This window comes from Acinetobacter sp. S4400-12, from assembly GCF_024129495.1.
GTDB classification, from domain to species: Bacteria; Pseudomonadota; Gammaproteobacteria; order Pseudomonadales; family Moraxellaceae; genus Acinetobacter; species Acinetobacter lwoffii_C.
Genome location: NZ_JAMXYB010000033.1, coordinates 12,709 through 29,437 on the forward strand (window position 1 = coordinate 12,709; position 16,729 = coordinate 29,437).

Here is a 16,729-nt window from a genome sequence, read left to right on the forward strand (position 1 = left end):
ACAGGCTCAATTATTGACTATAACTTCCACTCGAGATAATACGGGTTTCGCTAGACAGATCACGTTCTATTTCTGTTTCAGTTTCTTGTATATAGCGGCTGATTTCATCCATTTCTTCAGTTTCAGCAGGTTCTGAGTCAATGGTATAAGGTTCAGTGGCATAGTGCGATATACCACACGCCGTAGCCTGATTCGGTATGGCATGGCTGGAGATTGGAATATACATGGCACCTTCACAACCTTGTGCAGATAACTGTCCTGTATAGCGGTCTAGCCAGTGCCATTGAATCTCATTCGGTTGTGCCAGATTAACCGGTTTTTGACGCAGCTGCTTCATCACATTGGTCCAAACCGGCAGGGCACCTGAAGAACCGGTTAAACCGGTTGTCTTGTTATCATCTAAGCCCAACCAGACCACAGCCATATAGTTACCGGAATACCCTGCAAACCAGGAGTCACGTGTGTCGTTGGTGGTTCCCGATTTTCCGGCCAGATTCAGGCTACGTGGCAGGCTGTTATAGGCTGCACGGCCAGTCCCGCTATTCATAACCTGCTGCAAGCCATAATTCAGCGCATAGGCCGATGCCGGATTAATCGTCGGCTGTACATCCAGGCTATAGCGATCCAGAGATTTGCCATTGGCATCCACCACTGAGCGAATCGCTTTGACCGGATATTTAAACCCGCCAGTCGCGAAGTTGCCATAAATGTTCATCACTTCCATCGGTGACAGATCGACCGCACCTAAAAAGATCGATGGATAAGATGGAATATCCGAGCTCACACCAAATTTTTTCAGATGATTGATAAAGGAGGATAGACCGAATTCTTGTCCTAAACGTACCGTAGACAGGTTATAGGATTGAGACAGGGCTTGTACCATCGGCACCACACCATATTCACGCCCACTATAGTTTTTAGGAGTCCAGGCTTTGCCATCACTTTGTATACTGAGCTGGCTATCCTCAATCGGGCTGGCCCAGTGATAGCGGTTAGACTCCAAAGCAGTGAGATAAATGACCGGTTTTAATAAAGAACCGACCTGACGCTTGGCATCCAGCGCACGGTTAAAGCCGGTAAAATCCTGAGTAGACCCGACAGCTGCGACCAGCTCACCATTTTCAGGATGTGCCACCAAAACAGCGCCCTGTAAATCTTTCAGGCGACGCGGATTAGATTTACTTAAACTGCTTACCGTATTTTTGAAACTCTCCTGAATGCGCGTTTGTGCCAGTGGATCAAGTGTCGTGAAAATCCGCAGGCCCTGATTGGTCAGATCGGCTTCCTGATAATCGGTACGCAGCTGACGACGCACAATGTCCAGAAAATCCGGGAAGCGCGCCGGACCTAAGGTCGGCTTGGCAATCACATTCAGCGGACGTGCCGTTTCAGTTTCATACTGTTCCTGAGTCAGATAACCCATGACTTGCATATTGTTCAAGACAATATCACGACGCTTTTTAGCAGCTTCTGGATTACGCCACGGGTTATATAAACTCGGGCCCTGGACCAGACCGACCAGAAATGCTTGCTGGGAAATATTTAATTCACGTAGAGGAAGGCCAAAATAGAACTGTGAGGCCAGACCGTAACCATTAATAGAATAACTGCCGTTTTGGCCCAGATTTACCTCATTTAAATAGGCTTCCAGAATTTCATCTTTACTGTAGTGCAACTCAATCAGCATGGCCATAAAGGCTTCATTCACCTTACGCTTTAAGGTGCGTTCAGGGGTGAGATAGAAGTTCTTGACCAGTTGCTGGGTCAGGGTTGAACCCCCCTGACGTTTACCCCCGGTAATATTGCTGACCACCGCACGGGCAATACCACGCGGCGACACCCCATGATGATGGTAGAAGTTACGGTCTTCTGTGGCAATGAGTGCTTCAATCAGCGGTTTAGGAACCTTATTAAGCTTAATCAGAACCCGGTCTTCATTATGCTGCGGATAAATACCACCGATTAATAAAGGTTCTAAACGGGCAATTCCCGAGCTGGAAGGCTTGGTTGCACTGACATCACTGATCTGTTCGCCATTGAAGCTGACTTTTAGGACTTGTTCCGGTTCAACCCGGTCACCAAAATCAAAGCCACGGGTATGTACATATAAGATATTCCCCGTACTGACAAAGCTGCCCGATTTGGCATAGCTGTCAGAGTTTTTATAACCTAATAGTTTTAATTCTTGCTGTACGTCCTGCTGGCTGACTGGCGCATTGACATAAACTTCCATCGGGCGTGCAAATACTTTAGCCGGAATATCCCAGCGCTGGCCTTCAAACTTGTCACGTACTATATTATCTAGACGAATCAAATAGATACTAAAAGCAACGAAGGCGGAAATGACGAGAATGGAGAAGAGTAAGGCGAGCAGACCCAGGCCACGTTCAGACTTCATAAATAATGATAAGATCCTGTGAAATTGTGCTAATCATGCGAAGCTTTTCATTATTTTGCAATAATTATTCAAGTATTGTGATTAAAATTAAAATCTAAAACCACAATTTCTCCTTAATTGGAGACTGTTGACACTGTTTATACATGCAGTGTGCTATAACTAAAACCGAGTACACCAGGCATGAAATGAGAGAAATAACCAGACTTGCCAAGTTTTATAATGAAAGCCGAGAGCGTCTTCGCTATGGCCTTTCAGAACAAACCTGTTTTTTGCTGCTATCTCGTTTATGGGGTCATGCCTTTAAAATGGCTAAATCTTTGAACTCAGGCCTGATATCAGCTAAAAAATCTTGCGCGATATCTCTCTTAAGGTTGCACAGTTAGATGAAGTGTCAACGGATCTTAAATATATATCAAAGAAACGAAGACATAATCAGCCTGCTTTATAAATTGTCAACCGGGTATGGCTTAATGTTATGATAGCGAAGATTCGTAATGGAGCGACGATACTGGTGCAAATTTCCCATAAGACATTTCGAAATATCGGGTTAATAGGACGTCCTGATAAATCATCTGTGGTTGAAACCTTATGTCTTATCCATGATCATCTACTGAACCTCGGTCTGCATCCGGTATTTGATGCTGACACTGCTGAGCTGGTGCCTTATCAGAATACGCAAACGGTTAGCCGGGCCTTACTGGGTGAAGTGGTCGATCTGGTGATTGTGGTAGGCGGTGATGGTTCACTGCTGCATGCAGCACGTGCACTGGTCAAGTACAATACCCCGGTCATCGGAGTAAACCGTGGACGTTTGGGTTTTCTCACTGATATCAAGCCTACAGAAGTGATCTTTAAGCTGGATCAGGTGTTAAAAGGGGATTTTCAGACCGAACGCCGTTTTCTGCTAGAAGTGGAAATCCGCTCCAAAGGCGAAATTATTTACGATGCCATTGCCCTGAATGATATTGTTTTACACTCGGGTAAGTCGGTACATATGATCGATTTTGAGCTGAATATTGATGGACAGTATGTCTACCGTCAGCACAGTGATGGCTTGATCGTAGCGACTCCAACCGGCTCAACTGCTTATGCCTTGTCTGGTGGTGGACCCATTTTGAATCCAAGTATGGATGCCATTGTGTTAGTGCCCATGCATCCACATACTTTATCTTCCCGACCGATTGTGGTGGGGGGGCATAGCGAAGTGAAATTACTAATTCGTGAAAATCGCGTACTGCCGATGGTAAGTGCGGATGGACAACACAGCGTGTCTTTGAATATTGACGATAGCGTCCATATTCGTAAGCATCCATTTAAACTGAATCTTCTGCATCCACCAGGTTATGACTTCTATAATGCGTGTCGAACCAAACTGGGCTGGAACCAGGACTTTGATTATTTTAAGCAGGATTAAACATGAATATTGAACAAATGCTTGCCGTACTCAATCCTGAAATTGTTGAGCGCCTGAGAACAGCAATTGAGATTGGAAAATGGCCAAATGGTGTGGCATTAACCGAAGAACAGCGCCAGACCTGTATGCAAGCCGTCTATGCCTGGGAAATTAAGCATCTGCCGGAAACTGAACGTAGTGGCTATATTGACCGCGGGACCAAAGAGGAAGGTGAGCAATGTGATGATGATCATCACAAAAATGAACCAGAATTCAAGCCGATCCGTTTTGTATAATCTGGCCCGACATTTTAAAGAAGTGTTGAAAACTAAAAAAGCATTGTGAACATCACAATGCTTTTTTCATGGGCGCAGAAATCCAGACTTAACTTTCCATGCAAGATGTTGACCGGCTGCCCATCTTCAAACTGGCTAATCTCATCAGCTAATTCAAAGTTCAGATGATTGTCATAATAATTCAGCTCTTCCTGCTCCAGGTCGTCTTTATCCAGAAATGGACGGGCACTGCCTTACAGCTTATGCAGGAGCTGCTCGGCATCAGGCTAGAGTATCAAAATTTTGCTGCCTGTAAGCAGCCGCAATTTCGGCCAGAGGATACTGAATAAAAAAATGCTGATTGTTTCGTCAAGATGATTGGAATTTATCAGGGTGTGCTGAAGGGGAAGCCGTACCTGATGTTCTTTGCTCGTTAGAGTATTCATGAGAAGGTCATAAACAGGATCTTCAACTCACAATTTATTTTGAGCTGAATAATGGGGCGGCCGAAAGATCAACTTACCGGCGAACCTGCTGCTGTTTCTATACGTTGGCATCACACTTTATGTCAGCCGGTTCAGATTACAGCAGAGGCTTAGCATACGAGCCGATTCGCCGTTAAATTAAGGAAAAACTTTATAGTGGATGGCGCTGCGCCCACAGAGTTTTCGCTTGCTGCATAGCGGCCGCATAACTATCACATACACCCATGGTATAGAGCGCAATCCCCATGGTTTCAGTCACCGCCATTTCCCCATAGTCATGTTGCTGCCTGCCTTCCCAAACTGCTTTGAAAACCTCCAGATCCAGCTCTTCCTCAGTTGGACTGCGGTTATCAGTCAATTTGGGCAATTCATGCTCGTAAAGTTCGCCATTTTTAATCCCGCAGATTAAAGTTCTGGCATCCGGATTGCGTTCGAACTCGCCCCCTTCACCTTTAATGACTGCACTGTTCTGATAGCCCAGTTTAAATGCAGCCTGTTGATGTGAACTGCGATAAGCCGGGTGGAAAATGGCCTGTAAAGTGGCTTTGGCGTTAAAGGGATTAATCAGGCGTGCCAAAGTATGAATCGGGGAGCGTAGGCCCATAATATTACGTAATGTGATTAAATCGGCCAGAATTGGTGAAATAACTTCGAGGGGAAGATAAGCAAAATGCTGTTGCTGAAGCTGTTGCTCCACGTCCTGATCATCCTGACAGATTGGATAGCCTAAGTAAGTCAGGACTTGCTCAGTATAGATCCGGTTCATTGTATGCCCGGAAGCACCATGCATGACTATCTTGTAGCCATGTTTGGCCAAAGTTAAGGCAGACAGAATAAACCACGGATAATGCTTGCGCTTACCTGCATAAGAGGACCAGTCCAGATCAACTTCCAGGGCTTTAAAATGAAGCTGATCACGAGTGGCCTTTACAAATCCGGCCAGCTCATCTACCGATTCTTCTTTGACCCGAAGCAACATTAAGAAGGCTCCCAGTTGAACATCCAGTACTTCATCTTTCAAAATCATGCTAAAAGCCTGATAGGCTTCTTCATAACTTAAAGAGCGTGCGCCATTTTTTCCTTTCCCAATAATCCGTACAAACTGGGCAAAAGGATGTTCAAAATCTTTATAAATATTTCTTTTGCTATTCATAACTTACTCGGCATGCCCTGAAAAATGATCATTAAGATAAAGAATATGTCAACTCATCTAGAGATGGATTTCAGTATACGATAAACCGGAATATATAGTTCACTATCGACTAAGGTCTAATTGGGTCTCGCCCAAAAAGTGACCAAATGTGTATTTACCTCTACACATTCAGGCTAATTATTCGGTAAAATTTAACCAATCCTTAGAGTGTGTTTAATTTTTCTTAATCTCTTTCTCCCGTTCTCATACTTTCGTCGGATGCTAAGCATCAGATGAGAGCATTGGCGTTTCACAATTGTGAAACGCTATTTTGACTGAATGAATATTTGGTTGAATTTCACTCTTTTGCCAGAGGGGGCAGGTCGTGCGCTTAAAAAAGTGCATTTTTTTGTTTGTTTTTATTGAAACATCGTTCAAGTAGATTTGTTATGGCGAAACAACCAATTTATAAATCACTTTATTTCCAAGTGATTGTAGCCATTATCGCAGGTATTTTGGTAGGACATTTTTCACCAAGTGGTACACAAATCATCAATGGCGTAGAACAGTATGTTCCGGGCCTGGGTGAGCAGCTAAAACCTTTAGGTGATGCATTTATTCGTTTGATCAAAATGATCATTGCACCCGTGATTTTCTGTACGGTCGTGAGTGGTATCGCGGGTATGGAAAGTATGAAGTCAGTCGGTAGAACCGGTGGGGTTGCTTTACTTTACTTTGAAATCGTATCGACCATTGCACTGGTTATCGGTCTGCTGGTGATTAATATTGCCAAGCCGGGTGTGGGCATGAACGTTGATCCTGCCTCACTTGATAGCAGTGGGATTAGTAAATATGTAGCCTCAGGTGAGTCGCAGTCTACCATCGACTTCCTGATGAATATTATTCCAAATACAGTCGTGGGTGCATTTGCAGAAGGCGAAATTTTACAGGTTCTGTTATTTGCCATCATGTTCGGTTTTGCATTGCATAAGCTGGGCACCCAAGGCAAGCCAGTTCTGAAATTCATTGATCAGATCTCGCATGTATTCTTTAACATCGTGAATATGGTGATGAAGCTTGCTCCAATTGGTGCTTTCGGTGCGATGGCCTTTACCATCGGTAAATACGGCATCAGTTCACTGGCGCAGCTGGCACAGCTGATTATCTGCTTCTATATTACCTGTCTCCTGTTTATCTTTATTATTCTAGGTACGATTGCACGTATTGGCGGCTTTAGCATCATGAAAATGATCCGTCTGATCCGTGAAGAGCTGCTCATTGTTCTGGGAACGTCATCTTCAGAATCGGTGCTGCCACGTATGCTGAAAAAACTTGAGCTGGCAGGTGCAGAAAAATCTGTGGTGGGTCTGGTTATTCCAACAGGTTATTCGTTTAACCTGGACGGGACCTCAATCTACCTGACCATGGCGGCAATCTTCATTGCGCAAGCGACCAATACCCAGCTGGATCTTTCACATCAGATCACTTTGCTGCTGGTACTCTTGATTTCATCAAAAGGTGCAGCAGGGGTCACAGGTTCCGGCTTTATTGTTATGGCTGCAACGCTGTCTGCGGTAGGTCATATCCCAGTTGCCGGTCTGGCCTTAATCCTCGGTATTGACCGCTTTATGTCTGAAGCACGTGCCTTGACCAACCTGGTGGGTAACTCTCTGGCAACTTTAATGGTTGCAAAATGGGTGGGCCAGCTGGATAAAGAAAAACTGGATTGGGCGCTGGCAAATCCGGCTGAAATTGATAAACAAATGCTACAGGACGGCCCACAAGCAAATTAATGCGCTGTCTGGATAGAAAAGGAAGCTACGGCTTCCTTTTTTTTATGGGAAAAACTTATTGACTCAGGAGTTTGGGAAAAAGTCAGCTTCAGCACATGACAGTGGCTTTAAAAATAGCTAGTCTGTGCTCGGGATATAATGATAAACGCCATAAGGATAAAAGAATGCTGGCCTATGATGCTGACCTGGAATTATTTCGCGATAACTTTAAACGTTTTATGAATGAACATGTTGCTCCGCATTATGCGCAATGGGAGCGCGAAGGCATGATACCGCGTTCTGTCTGGCATGCGATGGGCGAAAATGGTTTCCTGTGCGTAGATGTGCCGGAAGAGTATGGCGGTTATGGAGTGCCGACGCATTATTCCCTGATGCTGATCGAAGAGTCTGCACGGGCAGGCTATAGCGCAATTTCCACTGGGTTATCGTGTCATTCAGATATTGCTGCGCCTTATATTCTGCATATTGGATCAGAAGAACAGAAAAAATACTGGTTACCTAAAATGGTGACGGGTGAAGTGGTGGGTGCCATTGGGATGACCGAACCGGGTGCCGGCTCAGACTTGCAAGCCATACGCACGCATGCGATTTTGCAAGATGATCATTATTTATTAAATGGTTCCAAAACCTTTATTTCAAACGGGCAACATGCAGATCTGGTGGTGCTGGCGGTAAAAACCGACCCGCAGGCACGTGCGAAAGGAGTTTCACTGCTATTAGTCGATACCCATCTGGAGGGCTTTAAAAAAGGCACCAATCTGGAAAAAATTGGTTTGCACTCTCAGGATACTTCAGAGCTGTTCTTTGATCAGGTCAAAGTGCCCAAAGATCAGTTGCTGGGCCAGCCAGGTCAGGGTTTTGCCTATTTAATGCAGGAATTGCCACGTGAACGTACTGCCATTGCAGCAACTGCCTTGGGTGCAATACGCGGTTCTATTGATGTCACCACACAATATGTCAAAGAGCGTCAGGCTTTTGGTCAGGCTCTTGCCCAGTTCCAGAATACCCGTTTTGTGCTGGCTCAGGCCAAAATTGATGAGCTGGCAACTGCTGCATTCTATAATCAGAATGTCGAGCTTTATATACAGGGCAAACTGGATGTTGAAACCGCAGCAGCCTTAAAAAGCTTCTCGACCGATATGCAGATGAAAGTGGCTGATAATCTGCTTCAGTTGTTCGGTGGTTATGGCTATATGACGGAATATCCAATTTCCCGTTTCTTTGTGGATGCGCGTATTCAGCGAATCTATGGGGGGACCAATGAAATTATGAAGGAAATTGTGGCACGAGGTCTGCTGGGACGGTGAGTTTCAAGTGAAAAAAGAGTTCGACACGAACTCTTTTTTTATAGGGGAAATATTTAAAAATTCAAGGGGAAAACAGGATGTGAAAATCTGGAAAGTATCAATATATTATTGTTTTAAGATTTAAGTACATTCAGGCATTCGTGAATAAAAATGGGCAAGTCGTTGGGAACCCGTGATGAAATCAGCTGATTATTATCGTTGACCAGTTCGGCATCATAATAAGTTGCTCCTGCATACTGTACGCGCAGTGCATGGGCACGAATACTGGTGATCATCCGGTTTTTTAATACATCGGCTTCACTGAGTAATAATGAAGCATCGCACAGACTAAAAATGGTTTTTCTGGCCTGATTAAAAGCCTGAATAAAATGCAGCACCCGAACATCATGGGCCAGTGCAAGTGGAGACTCACCCCCGGGAATGAGTAAGGCATCAAAATCATCAATACTGATCTGTTCAATACTACGGTCAATAGTGACGGCTAGACCACCATGCAAGCCATAAACCACCTTGCCTGCACGTAGTTCAATATTACAGATACTATGCTGGGCTGCGCGTAAGGCTTCCACAGGTTCCAGATATTCCTGATCATCAAAATTGTTCGTCACCAGTACAGCTATTCTTTTTGGCATGATAAACACCCCAATCCTCGTTTCAAATCAGACTAGCGACTTAAGGTTAAAAAAACGTCTCTGCTTTGTAAGCGATCAGTATTTTACTGTAAAAAAGTTAAGCTAAATCAAGCAAAAATGGGTAAATACCTTGATGAGCATGTGCTTAATATTGTGAACAGTCCAGCAAGTCACTGGGGCAGGAATGGGTGAGGTGAGTTTGCTTTATTTTTAATTTTCTTATGCTTAAAAAAGTTATCAAGATTCAGAAATAGTGATATTTCATCTTGCTTAAAATCAGTTAAGATGGGCAGACCAAATTTACAATTTAATAATGTAAATGCGGTGAAAAGGCTGCCATGAGTGTTACCAGATATGACGAAAACCGATAAGCGGTTAAAAACAAATGACTGTTTTTAAAACTTAATCCAATAAAGTTATATTGCGTAACATTTGCAGCTGACTATTGTTATACTGGAACAGATAAGGTTTATGAAGGGCGATATAATAATGATCAACGACGATCAAGACACCACGACTTCTCTAGATTTGGCTAACATTCGTGAAGATATCGATTCTGTTGATCAGCAAATCCAGCAATTGATTAACCGCCGTGCACGTTTGGCTGAAGCAGTAGCGAAAGCAAAGTTCGCTTTGGAAGAGAATCCACTGTTTTACCGTCCGGAACGTGAAGCGCAGGTATTGCGTAATGTTATGGAGCGTAACGAAGGTCCATTGTCAGATACCACCATGGCACGCCTGTTCCGTGAAATTATGTCAGCCTGTCTAGCCCTTGAAGCGCCACAAAGTATTGCCTTTTTGGGGCCGGTAGGAACATATACGCACTCGGCAGTACTTAAACATTTTGGACATGATGCGGTGGTGCGTCCATTGCCGACCATTGATGAAGTTTTCCGTGAAGTGGAAGCGGGAGGTGCCCATTATGGTCTGGTACCAGTTGAAAACTCGTCTGAAGGTGTAGTGAACCATACGCTGGATTGCTTTAAAACATCGAACCTGAATGTGATTGGCGAAGTGGAACTGCCAATCCATCATCAATTCCTGATTTCTGAAAATACCCGTAAAGATAGCATCAAGCAGATTTATGCCCATCAGCAGACTTTGGCGCAATGTCGTAAGTGGCTGGATGCGCATTATCCCGGTGTAGAGCGTGTGGCTTTAAGCTCAAATGCCGAAGCAGCACGCCGTATTCGCAATGAATGGCATTCGGCTGCAATTGCGTCCGAGATTGCGGCAAATATTTATGGCCTTGAAATCATGCATGGCAATATTGAGGACAACCCGGAAAATACCACACGTTTCCTGGTAATTGGCCGTGAAAAAGTACCGCAAAGTGGTAATGATAAAACCTCATTACTGGTGTCTGCTCATGACCGTGCAGGTGCATTGCTGGAAATTCTGACTCCGTTTGCCAAGCACAATATCAGCCTGACCAGTATTGAAACCCGTCCGGCACTTCCGGAAAAATGGGCCTATGTGTTCTTTATTGATCTGGAAGGACATATTGAACAGGAAAATGTCAAAGCGGCAATTGCAGAAATTCGCCCACTAGTTAAAGAAGTTCGGGTATTAGGTTCATATCCTCAAGCTGTACTTTAAGTCAACCATTTGTGGCCAGTGCGAGGGTATTGGTCACTGTTTCATCTGTAAATCGGAATTCAAAAATGTCATTTGTCCCAGCCAATGAAGGCATCTCTAAATTAAAGCCATATCAACCAGGCAAGCCAATCAGTGAGCTTGAGCGTGAATTGGGTATCACCGACATCGTGAAACTGGCTTCTAATGAAAACCCGTTGGGTTGTTCAGATAAAGTCAAAGAAGCTGTCGCTGCTGAAATTGCTGAAATTGGCCGTTATCCGGATGGTGGCGGTTTTATTTTAAAAGACCAGATCAAGGCACAGTTTGGTTTTAATCATGACCAGATCACTTTAGGTAATGGTTCAAATGACCTGTTAGAAATTTTTGCCCGAGCTTTTGTCTCTGAACAAGATTCTGTGGTGTATAGCCAGCATGCATTTGCTGTCTATGCCCTGGTGACCCAGGCGATTAATGCAGAAGCGATTGAAGTCCCGGCAAAAGGTTTTTCGCACGATCTTGATGCGATGGCTGCGGCTATTAAAGACAATACCAAGCTGATCTTTATCGCAAACCCGAATAACCCGACAGGCACCTGGTTTGAAGAAGCTGAATTTGAAAGCTTTATGCAAAAAGTGCCTGCCAAGGTCATCGTCGTGCTTGATGAAGCTTATGTGGAATATTTCCCGGAAAACTTCAATAGTCTGAAATTCCTGAAACAGTATCCAAACCTGATCGTGAGTCGTACTTTATCTAAGTGCTATGGCTTGGCTGCACTGCGGGTAGGTTTTGCTCTGGCTTCTGCTGAAGTAACGGATTATCTGAACCGTATTCGTCAGCCATTTAACGTTAACCATTTAGCGATGGTCGCTGCTGTTGCGGCCCTGAAAGACGAAGCGTTTATTGAAAAATCTCGTGAAGCGAACAAAGCGGGCATGGCTCAGCTTGAAGCAGGTTTTCAGGCTTTAGGTCTGAACTACGTACCTTCACGCGCCAACTTTATTCTGGTTGATATACAGGCTGATCCGGCACAAATATTCAATAGCCTGTTGAAAGAGGGTGTGATTGTACGCCCAGTAGGGATTCAAAATCATTTGCGTGTATCGATTGGAACCGAAGCAGAAAATGCCAAATTCCTGAGCGCACTTGCCAAAGTACTCGGCTTAGAGGCTAAAGCTTAAACCATGTCGCAGCCACTGTTTGAAAAAGTTGCATTTATCGGGTTTGGACTGATTGGTTCAAGCCTGGCGCGGGTCATTCGTGCCGAGCATTTGGCGAATGACATCGTGGCTTCGACACGCTCACAAAAAACCCTAGAAGATGCCAAAGTACTGGGGCTGATTTCTGCGGGTTATACTGATCCGGTACAGGCAGTTCAAGGTGCAGATCTGGTTGTTTTGGCCTTGCCAGTTCGTGCTACGCAAAAGGTACTGGAAACCATTCAGCCTCATCTGGCTGAAAATGTCATCATTACAGATGTTGGCAGTACTAAAGCCAATGTAGTCGCTGCTGCCAAGGCGGTATATGGTGAGCAGCTTCCAGCCGGTTTTGTGCCAGGGCATCCTATTGCAGGTGCAGAGCACACCGGTGTACATGCCGGGAAGGTCGATTTATTTGCCAACCACAAGGTCATTTTAACGCCATTGCCGACCAGTGCAGACTGGGCTGTCGATAAAATGATTCAGCTTTGGCAGGCCGCTCATGCGGAAGTTATTTGTATGGATGTGGACAAGCATGACGAAGTGCTGGCTCATACCAGTCATTTGCCGCATTTAATGGCCTTTAACTTGGTCGAACAGCTGGCCAAGCGTGAAGACAATTTAGACATTTTTCGTTATGCTGCGGGAGGCTTTCGGGATTTTTCGCGGATTGCCGCCAGTGACCCACAGATGTGGCATGACATCTTTTTTGCCAATAAAAAAGCGATACTCAACGCCGTGGATGGCTTTGAGGCACAGCTCGCCATTATTCGTAAACTGATTGAAGAGGAAGACTCCCAGACATTAATGGGTTTGTTGGGACATGCTCAGGCAGCGCGCCAGCACTTCAATCATATGCTTGTCAAGAAACCTTTCATGGAGAAAAGTAAAGTGACACAACAATTTACCATTCAGCCGGGTGCCAAAAAATTCCAGGGCAAATTTAGCGTGCCTGGTGACAAATCTGTGTCACACCGTTCTATCATGTTTGGTGCCATTGCAGAAGGTACCACGCATGTGACTGGTTTTCTGGAAGGCGAAGATGCACTGGCAACCTTGCAGGCATTCCGTGATATGGGCGTGAGTATTGAAGGCCCTAAAAATGGTGAAGTGACCATTCATGGGGTGGGCATGCACGGTCTGAAAGCACCGCAGTCTGCAATCTACATGGGGAACTCGGGTACTTCGATGCGTCTTCTTTCGGGGATACTGGCTGCACAAAAATTCGATTCAGTCATGACCGGTGATGCATCGCTGTCTAAACGTCCGATGGAGCGTATTGCCAATCCTTTACGTGAAATGGGCGCCCAGATTCAAACCACAGGTGAACGCGGTACGCCGCCGGTATCGATCACCGGAAACCAAAACCTGAAAGGCATCCAGTATGACTTGCCAATGGCATCGGCACAGGTGAAATCCGGCATTTTGCTGGCAGGTCTGTGGGCAGAGGGTGAAACCGCAGTCACAGAGCCTGAACCAACGCGCGACCATACCGAGCGTATGCTGCGTGCTTTTGGTTATGAAGTAAAAACCGAAGCTAACCGTATTTCCCTACAAGGTGGCGGAAAGCTTGTCGGTACGGATATTCAAGTACCTTCCGATATTTCCTCTGCGGCTTTCTTTATGGTGGGTGCTGCTATTACTGAAAATGCGGATATTACTCTTGAAGCAGTGGGAGTTAACCCGACACGTACCGGAATCATTGAAATTCTGAAACAGATGGGTGCGGACATCACTGTTGAGAATGAACGTATCGCAGGCGGTGAACCGATTGCGGATATTCGTATTCGTGGTACACGTACCTTAAAAGGAATTCATATTCCGGAAGATCAAGTGCCTCTGGCGATTGATGAATTCCCTGCGCTATTCATCGCTGCAGCTTGTGCTGAAGGCCGCACTATCCTGACGGGTGCTGCTGAGCTACGGGTAAAAGAATCAGACCGTATCCAGGTCATGGCTGATGGTTTGCAAACAATGGGGATTGACTGTACGCCAACAGAAGATGGCATCATTATCGAAGGTAAAGGCAAGTCAGGCGACTGGTCAGCTATCTTTGAAGGCGGGGAAATTGAATCACATCATGACCATCGCATTGCCATGAGCTTCTCGATTGCAGGTCTGCGTAATTCGGGTGTGATCAAGATTATTGGGACTGAAACGGTGGCAACCAGCTTCCCGACCTTTACTCAATTAACTGCTCAAGCAGGTCTGACGATTGACGTAACAGAGTAATTTCTGAATTTGTGTAAAACAGCCAAGCTTTTGCTTGGCTGTTTTATTTATATTGGCTTATGCTAAACCCATACAAGAAAAAAGCCATTTGGAAGTAGTGATGCGAATATTAAAATTTATGGCCCATGCTCAAGGTCAGCAGCAATTACAGGATCATCATAAAACTCAGCAATACATCGCGCAATTGCTTGCTAGTGAACTGGGTAAATATGGTTTTCAGACCTTGCCACAAAGTGGAGGGCAGGTTGCGGTTGCGGTTGAAGATCATGAACTGCCGCTTTCTGTCAGCTGTGAGACCCAGGACAGTGAAGGACACTTTATTTGTGAGATTGCATCCTATCCTGATGAGGAACAGGACTGGCTAGAGCGTATTGCCGAGCGGAGCTTGATGAATCAGCTGGCGCAGGCTGTAGAAGCTTCATTAAAAGAACAGGAAGGCTTTAGTGGTTTTGAATGGAAAGACTAATCGAGAAGCCGGATCATAAAATGCTGGAAAGATATAAAAAACCTCATCTGATATGAGGTTTTTTAAAATTAGCCTAAAGTCAGAAAACGGGCCATAGCGATCCGCAATTGTTTGAGATAGCCGGTAAAGAAATGGTTTGCTCCGGGTAAAACCGTCACTAGATGACGTTGTGGTTTGGCCCATGCCATCATGTCGGATAATAGGGTAATATCATCCGCTTCGCCATGAATGAATAAAATATCTCCTTTAATATGCGGAGTTTCATAGTGACGAATACCTGCAACAGTTGCAGTGGGTAAGCCGCATAAAATGGTTTGACTTGGCTGTAGCTCTACAGGCAGTGCAGCATAGCTTTTCGCAATAACATGGGCACCGAAGCTAAAACCGCCTGCATAAAAGGGTAGGCCAGTGTGCTGCTCACGTGCGTACCGGATAATTTCCAATACATCATCCGTTTCGCCATAGCCATCGTCATGCAGACCTTCACTTTGACCAGAGCCACGGAAACTTGGACGATAAACTACACAGCCGCGTTCCAGATACATTTGTGTTAACAGAACTGGAACTTTGTGCTGTGGAGTACCACCTTGCAATGGATGAGGGTGGCAAACAACCGCGAATCCTTTCACTTCACCTTGAGGATAATCCACAAAAACTTCAAGTTGTCCCACAGGACCCTGAAGGAAAATTTGCTCGGACATGGGAGAATCGATTCATTACAGGAGTGTGGCTTATTTTAACGATTGTGGTCAGTAAAAACATGCATTGGAATTAAAATAAGTTGGCTGATATAGTGTGATTAATCACTTTTTAACCAGGTTAACCATGCTTGCACTCATTTCTCCTTCAAAGACCCTCGATTATGCTTCAAATTTACCGACAGATTCTTTTACCATACCAAGATTGCTTGAGCATTCACAAGAGCTTGTCGACCTTAGTCGTAAGTTATCTGCTTCAGAAATCGCCACATTAATGAGTGTGAGTGAAAAAATTGCCCAGTTAAATGTAGAGCGTTTTCGTGACTGGCAGCCCGATTTTAACTTGTCGAATGCCCGACAGGCGATTTTTGCCTTTAAAGGCGATGTCTACACCGGCCTGGATGCTTATAATCTGAGTGATGCCGAGCTTGCTCATGCCCAGATACATTTACGCATGTTGTCCGGGTTATATGGCCTGTTACGCCCCCTAGATTTAATGATGCCTTATCGTCTTGAAATGGGAACCAAACTGGCAAACACACGCGGTCATAACCTGTATGACTTCTGGGGCAGTATCATTACTGATCAGATTAATGCTGATCTGGCAGCGGCCAATTCAGAGTTATTGGTCAATATTGCTTCAGATGAGTATTACAAGTCCGTCAAGGAAAGCCAGATTCAGGCACACATCATTAAGCCGGTATTTCTAGATCAGAAAAATGGAAAATATAAGATCATTAGTTTTTATGCTAAAAAAGCCCGTGGTCTCATGGCTCGTTTTATTCTGGAAAATAAAATTGAACGGATTGAAGAGCTTAAAGCTTTTAATAGTGAAGGTTATTATTTTGATGCGGACAGTTCTTTAAAAGGCGAATTGGTCTTTAAACGTGATGAACAATTAGATCGCTAATTTCAGAATCGGCTCACTCTACTTTAACGGTATTTGTATCAAGTGGAGTGAGCTTAAGTTAAATAAATAGCTGATTTATAGGAAGCTGTTAAATATCGTTAGATCAAACAGTGCCAAGAACAATATCCTTAATACTGTATAAATAACCTGAATCCTGTTTAAGCCAACTATTCGATTACTCGAATGGTTGGCTTATTTCTGTGGCTCAATTGATATGCGCACAATGAAGCATAA

The 16,729-nt window shown here is 44.6% G+C and carries 13 protein-coding genes; 9 read left to right on the forward strand and 4 right to left on the reverse strand.

The window, feature by feature from the left end; genetic code table 11:
- Positions 1-10: 10 nt before the first annotated feature.
- A complete protein-coding gene (gene mrcB, locus NI461_RS11575; RefSeq protein WP_151205151.1) occupies positions 11-2,398 on the reverse strand; it encodes a penicillin-binding protein 1B in 2,388 nt (795 codons plus the stop codon).
- Between the two features lie 475 nt (positions 2,399-2,873).
- Here mrcB and NI461_RS11580 point away from each other — a divergent pair, with 475 nt between their 5' ends.
- Both NI461_RS11580 and NI461_RS11585 read left to right on the forward strand, forming a co-directional pair.
- Entirely contained in the window at positions 2,874-3,812 is a 939-nt protein-coding gene (locus tag NI461_RS11580; RefSeq protein ID WP_151205150.1) for an NAD(+) kinase, read from the forward strand.
- Between the two features lie 2 nt (positions 3,813-3,814).
- Positions 3,815-4,087, forward strand: coding sequence for a DUF1315 family protein (locus tag NI461_RS11585; RefSeq protein WP_151205149.1), 273 nt, complete (start codon positions 3,815-3,817; stop codon positions 4,085-4,087).
- Between the two features lie 615 nt (positions 4,088-4,702).
- On the opposite strand, the gene NI461_RS11590 is transcribed toward NI461_RS11585, so the two are convergent.
- On the reverse strand, positions 4,703-5,704 hold the full coding sequence (locus NI461_RS11590) for a glycosyl transferase family protein (RefSeq protein ID WP_253157356.1): 1,002 nt from the start codon (positions 5,702-5,704) through the stop codon (positions 4,703-4,705).
- A 428-nt stretch (positions 5,705-6,132) separates the two neighbouring features.
- Between NI461_RS11590 and NI461_RS11595 the strand changes: the two genes are divergently transcribed.
- Together NI461_RS11595 and NI461_RS11600 are read left to right on the forward strand one after the other, a co-directional pair.
- Entirely contained in the window at positions 6,133-7,476 is a 1,344-nt protein-coding gene (locus NI461_RS11595) for a dicarboxylate/amino acid:cation symporter (RefSeq protein ID WP_151206391.1), read from the forward strand.
- Between the two features lie 164 nt (positions 7,477-7,640).
- Positions 7,641-8,783, forward strand: a complete 1,143-nt coding sequence (locus tag NI461_RS11600; RefSeq protein ID WP_151206390.1) for an acyl-CoA dehydrogenase family protein — start codon at positions 7,641-7,643, stop codon at positions 8,781-8,783.
- Positions 8,784-8,896: 113 nt separating this feature from the next.
- Here the strand turns inward: NI461_RS11600 and NI461_RS11605 are convergent, their stop codons facing one another.
- Positions 8,897-9,415 carry a DJ-1/PfpI family protein gene (locus NI461_RS11605; RefSeq protein WP_151206389.1) on the reverse strand — a complete coding sequence of 173 codons (519 nt, stop codon included), beginning with the start codon at positions 9,413-9,415 and terminating at the stop codon, positions 8,897-8,899.
- Positions 9,416-9,904: 489 nt separating this feature from the next.
- On the opposite strand from NI461_RS11605, the gene pheA reads away from it, so the two are divergent.
- The 4 genes from pheA to NI461_RS11625 all read left to right on the forward strand — a co-directional run bounded on the left by pheA (position 9,905) and on the right by NI461_RS11625 (position 14,887).
- Positions 9,905-11,014 (forward strand): prephenate dehydratase, encoded by a 1,110-nt coding sequence (gene pheA / locus NI461_RS11610; RefSeq protein WP_151206388.1) that lies wholly within the window; start codon positions 9,905-9,907, stop codon positions 11,012-11,014.
- 65 nt (positions 11,015-11,079) lie between these two features.
- A complete protein-coding gene (gene hisC / locus NI461_RS11615) occupies positions 11,080-12,171 on the forward strand; it encodes a histidinol-phosphate transaminase (protein WP_151206387.1) in 1,092 nt (363 codons plus the stop codon).
- Positions 12,172-12,174: 3 nt separating this feature from the next.
- Positions 12,175-14,421, forward strand: coding sequence for a bifunctional prephenate dehydrogenase/3-phosphoshikimate 1-carboxyvinyltransferase (locus NI461_RS11620; protein ID WP_151206386.1), 2,247 nt, complete (start codon positions 12,175-12,177; stop codon positions 14,419-14,421).
- A gap of 100 nt (positions 14,422-14,521) precedes the next feature.
- Positions 14,522-14,887, forward strand: a complete 366-nt coding sequence (locus tag NI461_RS11625; protein ID WP_151206385.1) for a hypothetical protein — start codon at positions 14,522-14,524, stop codon at positions 14,885-14,887.
- Between the two features lie 68 nt (positions 14,888-14,955).
- Here NI461_RS11625 and NI461_RS11630 read toward each other — a convergent pair whose 3' ends face one another.
- The gene (locus NI461_RS11630; protein WP_151204465.1) at positions 14,956-15,588 is read right to left on the reverse strand and encodes an alpha/beta hydrolase; all 633 of its coding nucleotides are present in this window, start codon (positions 15,586-15,588) and stop codon (positions 14,956-14,958) included.
- Positions 15,589-15,712: 124 nt separating this feature from the next.
- Here NI461_RS11630 and yaaA point away from each other — a divergent pair, with 124 nt between their 5' ends.
- Positions 15,713-16,495, forward strand: a complete 783-nt coding sequence (gene yaaA / locus NI461_RS11635) for a peroxide stress protein YaaA (protein WP_151206384.1) — start codon at positions 15,713-15,715, stop codon at positions 16,493-16,495.
- Positions 16,496-16,729 lie beyond the last annotated feature (234 nt).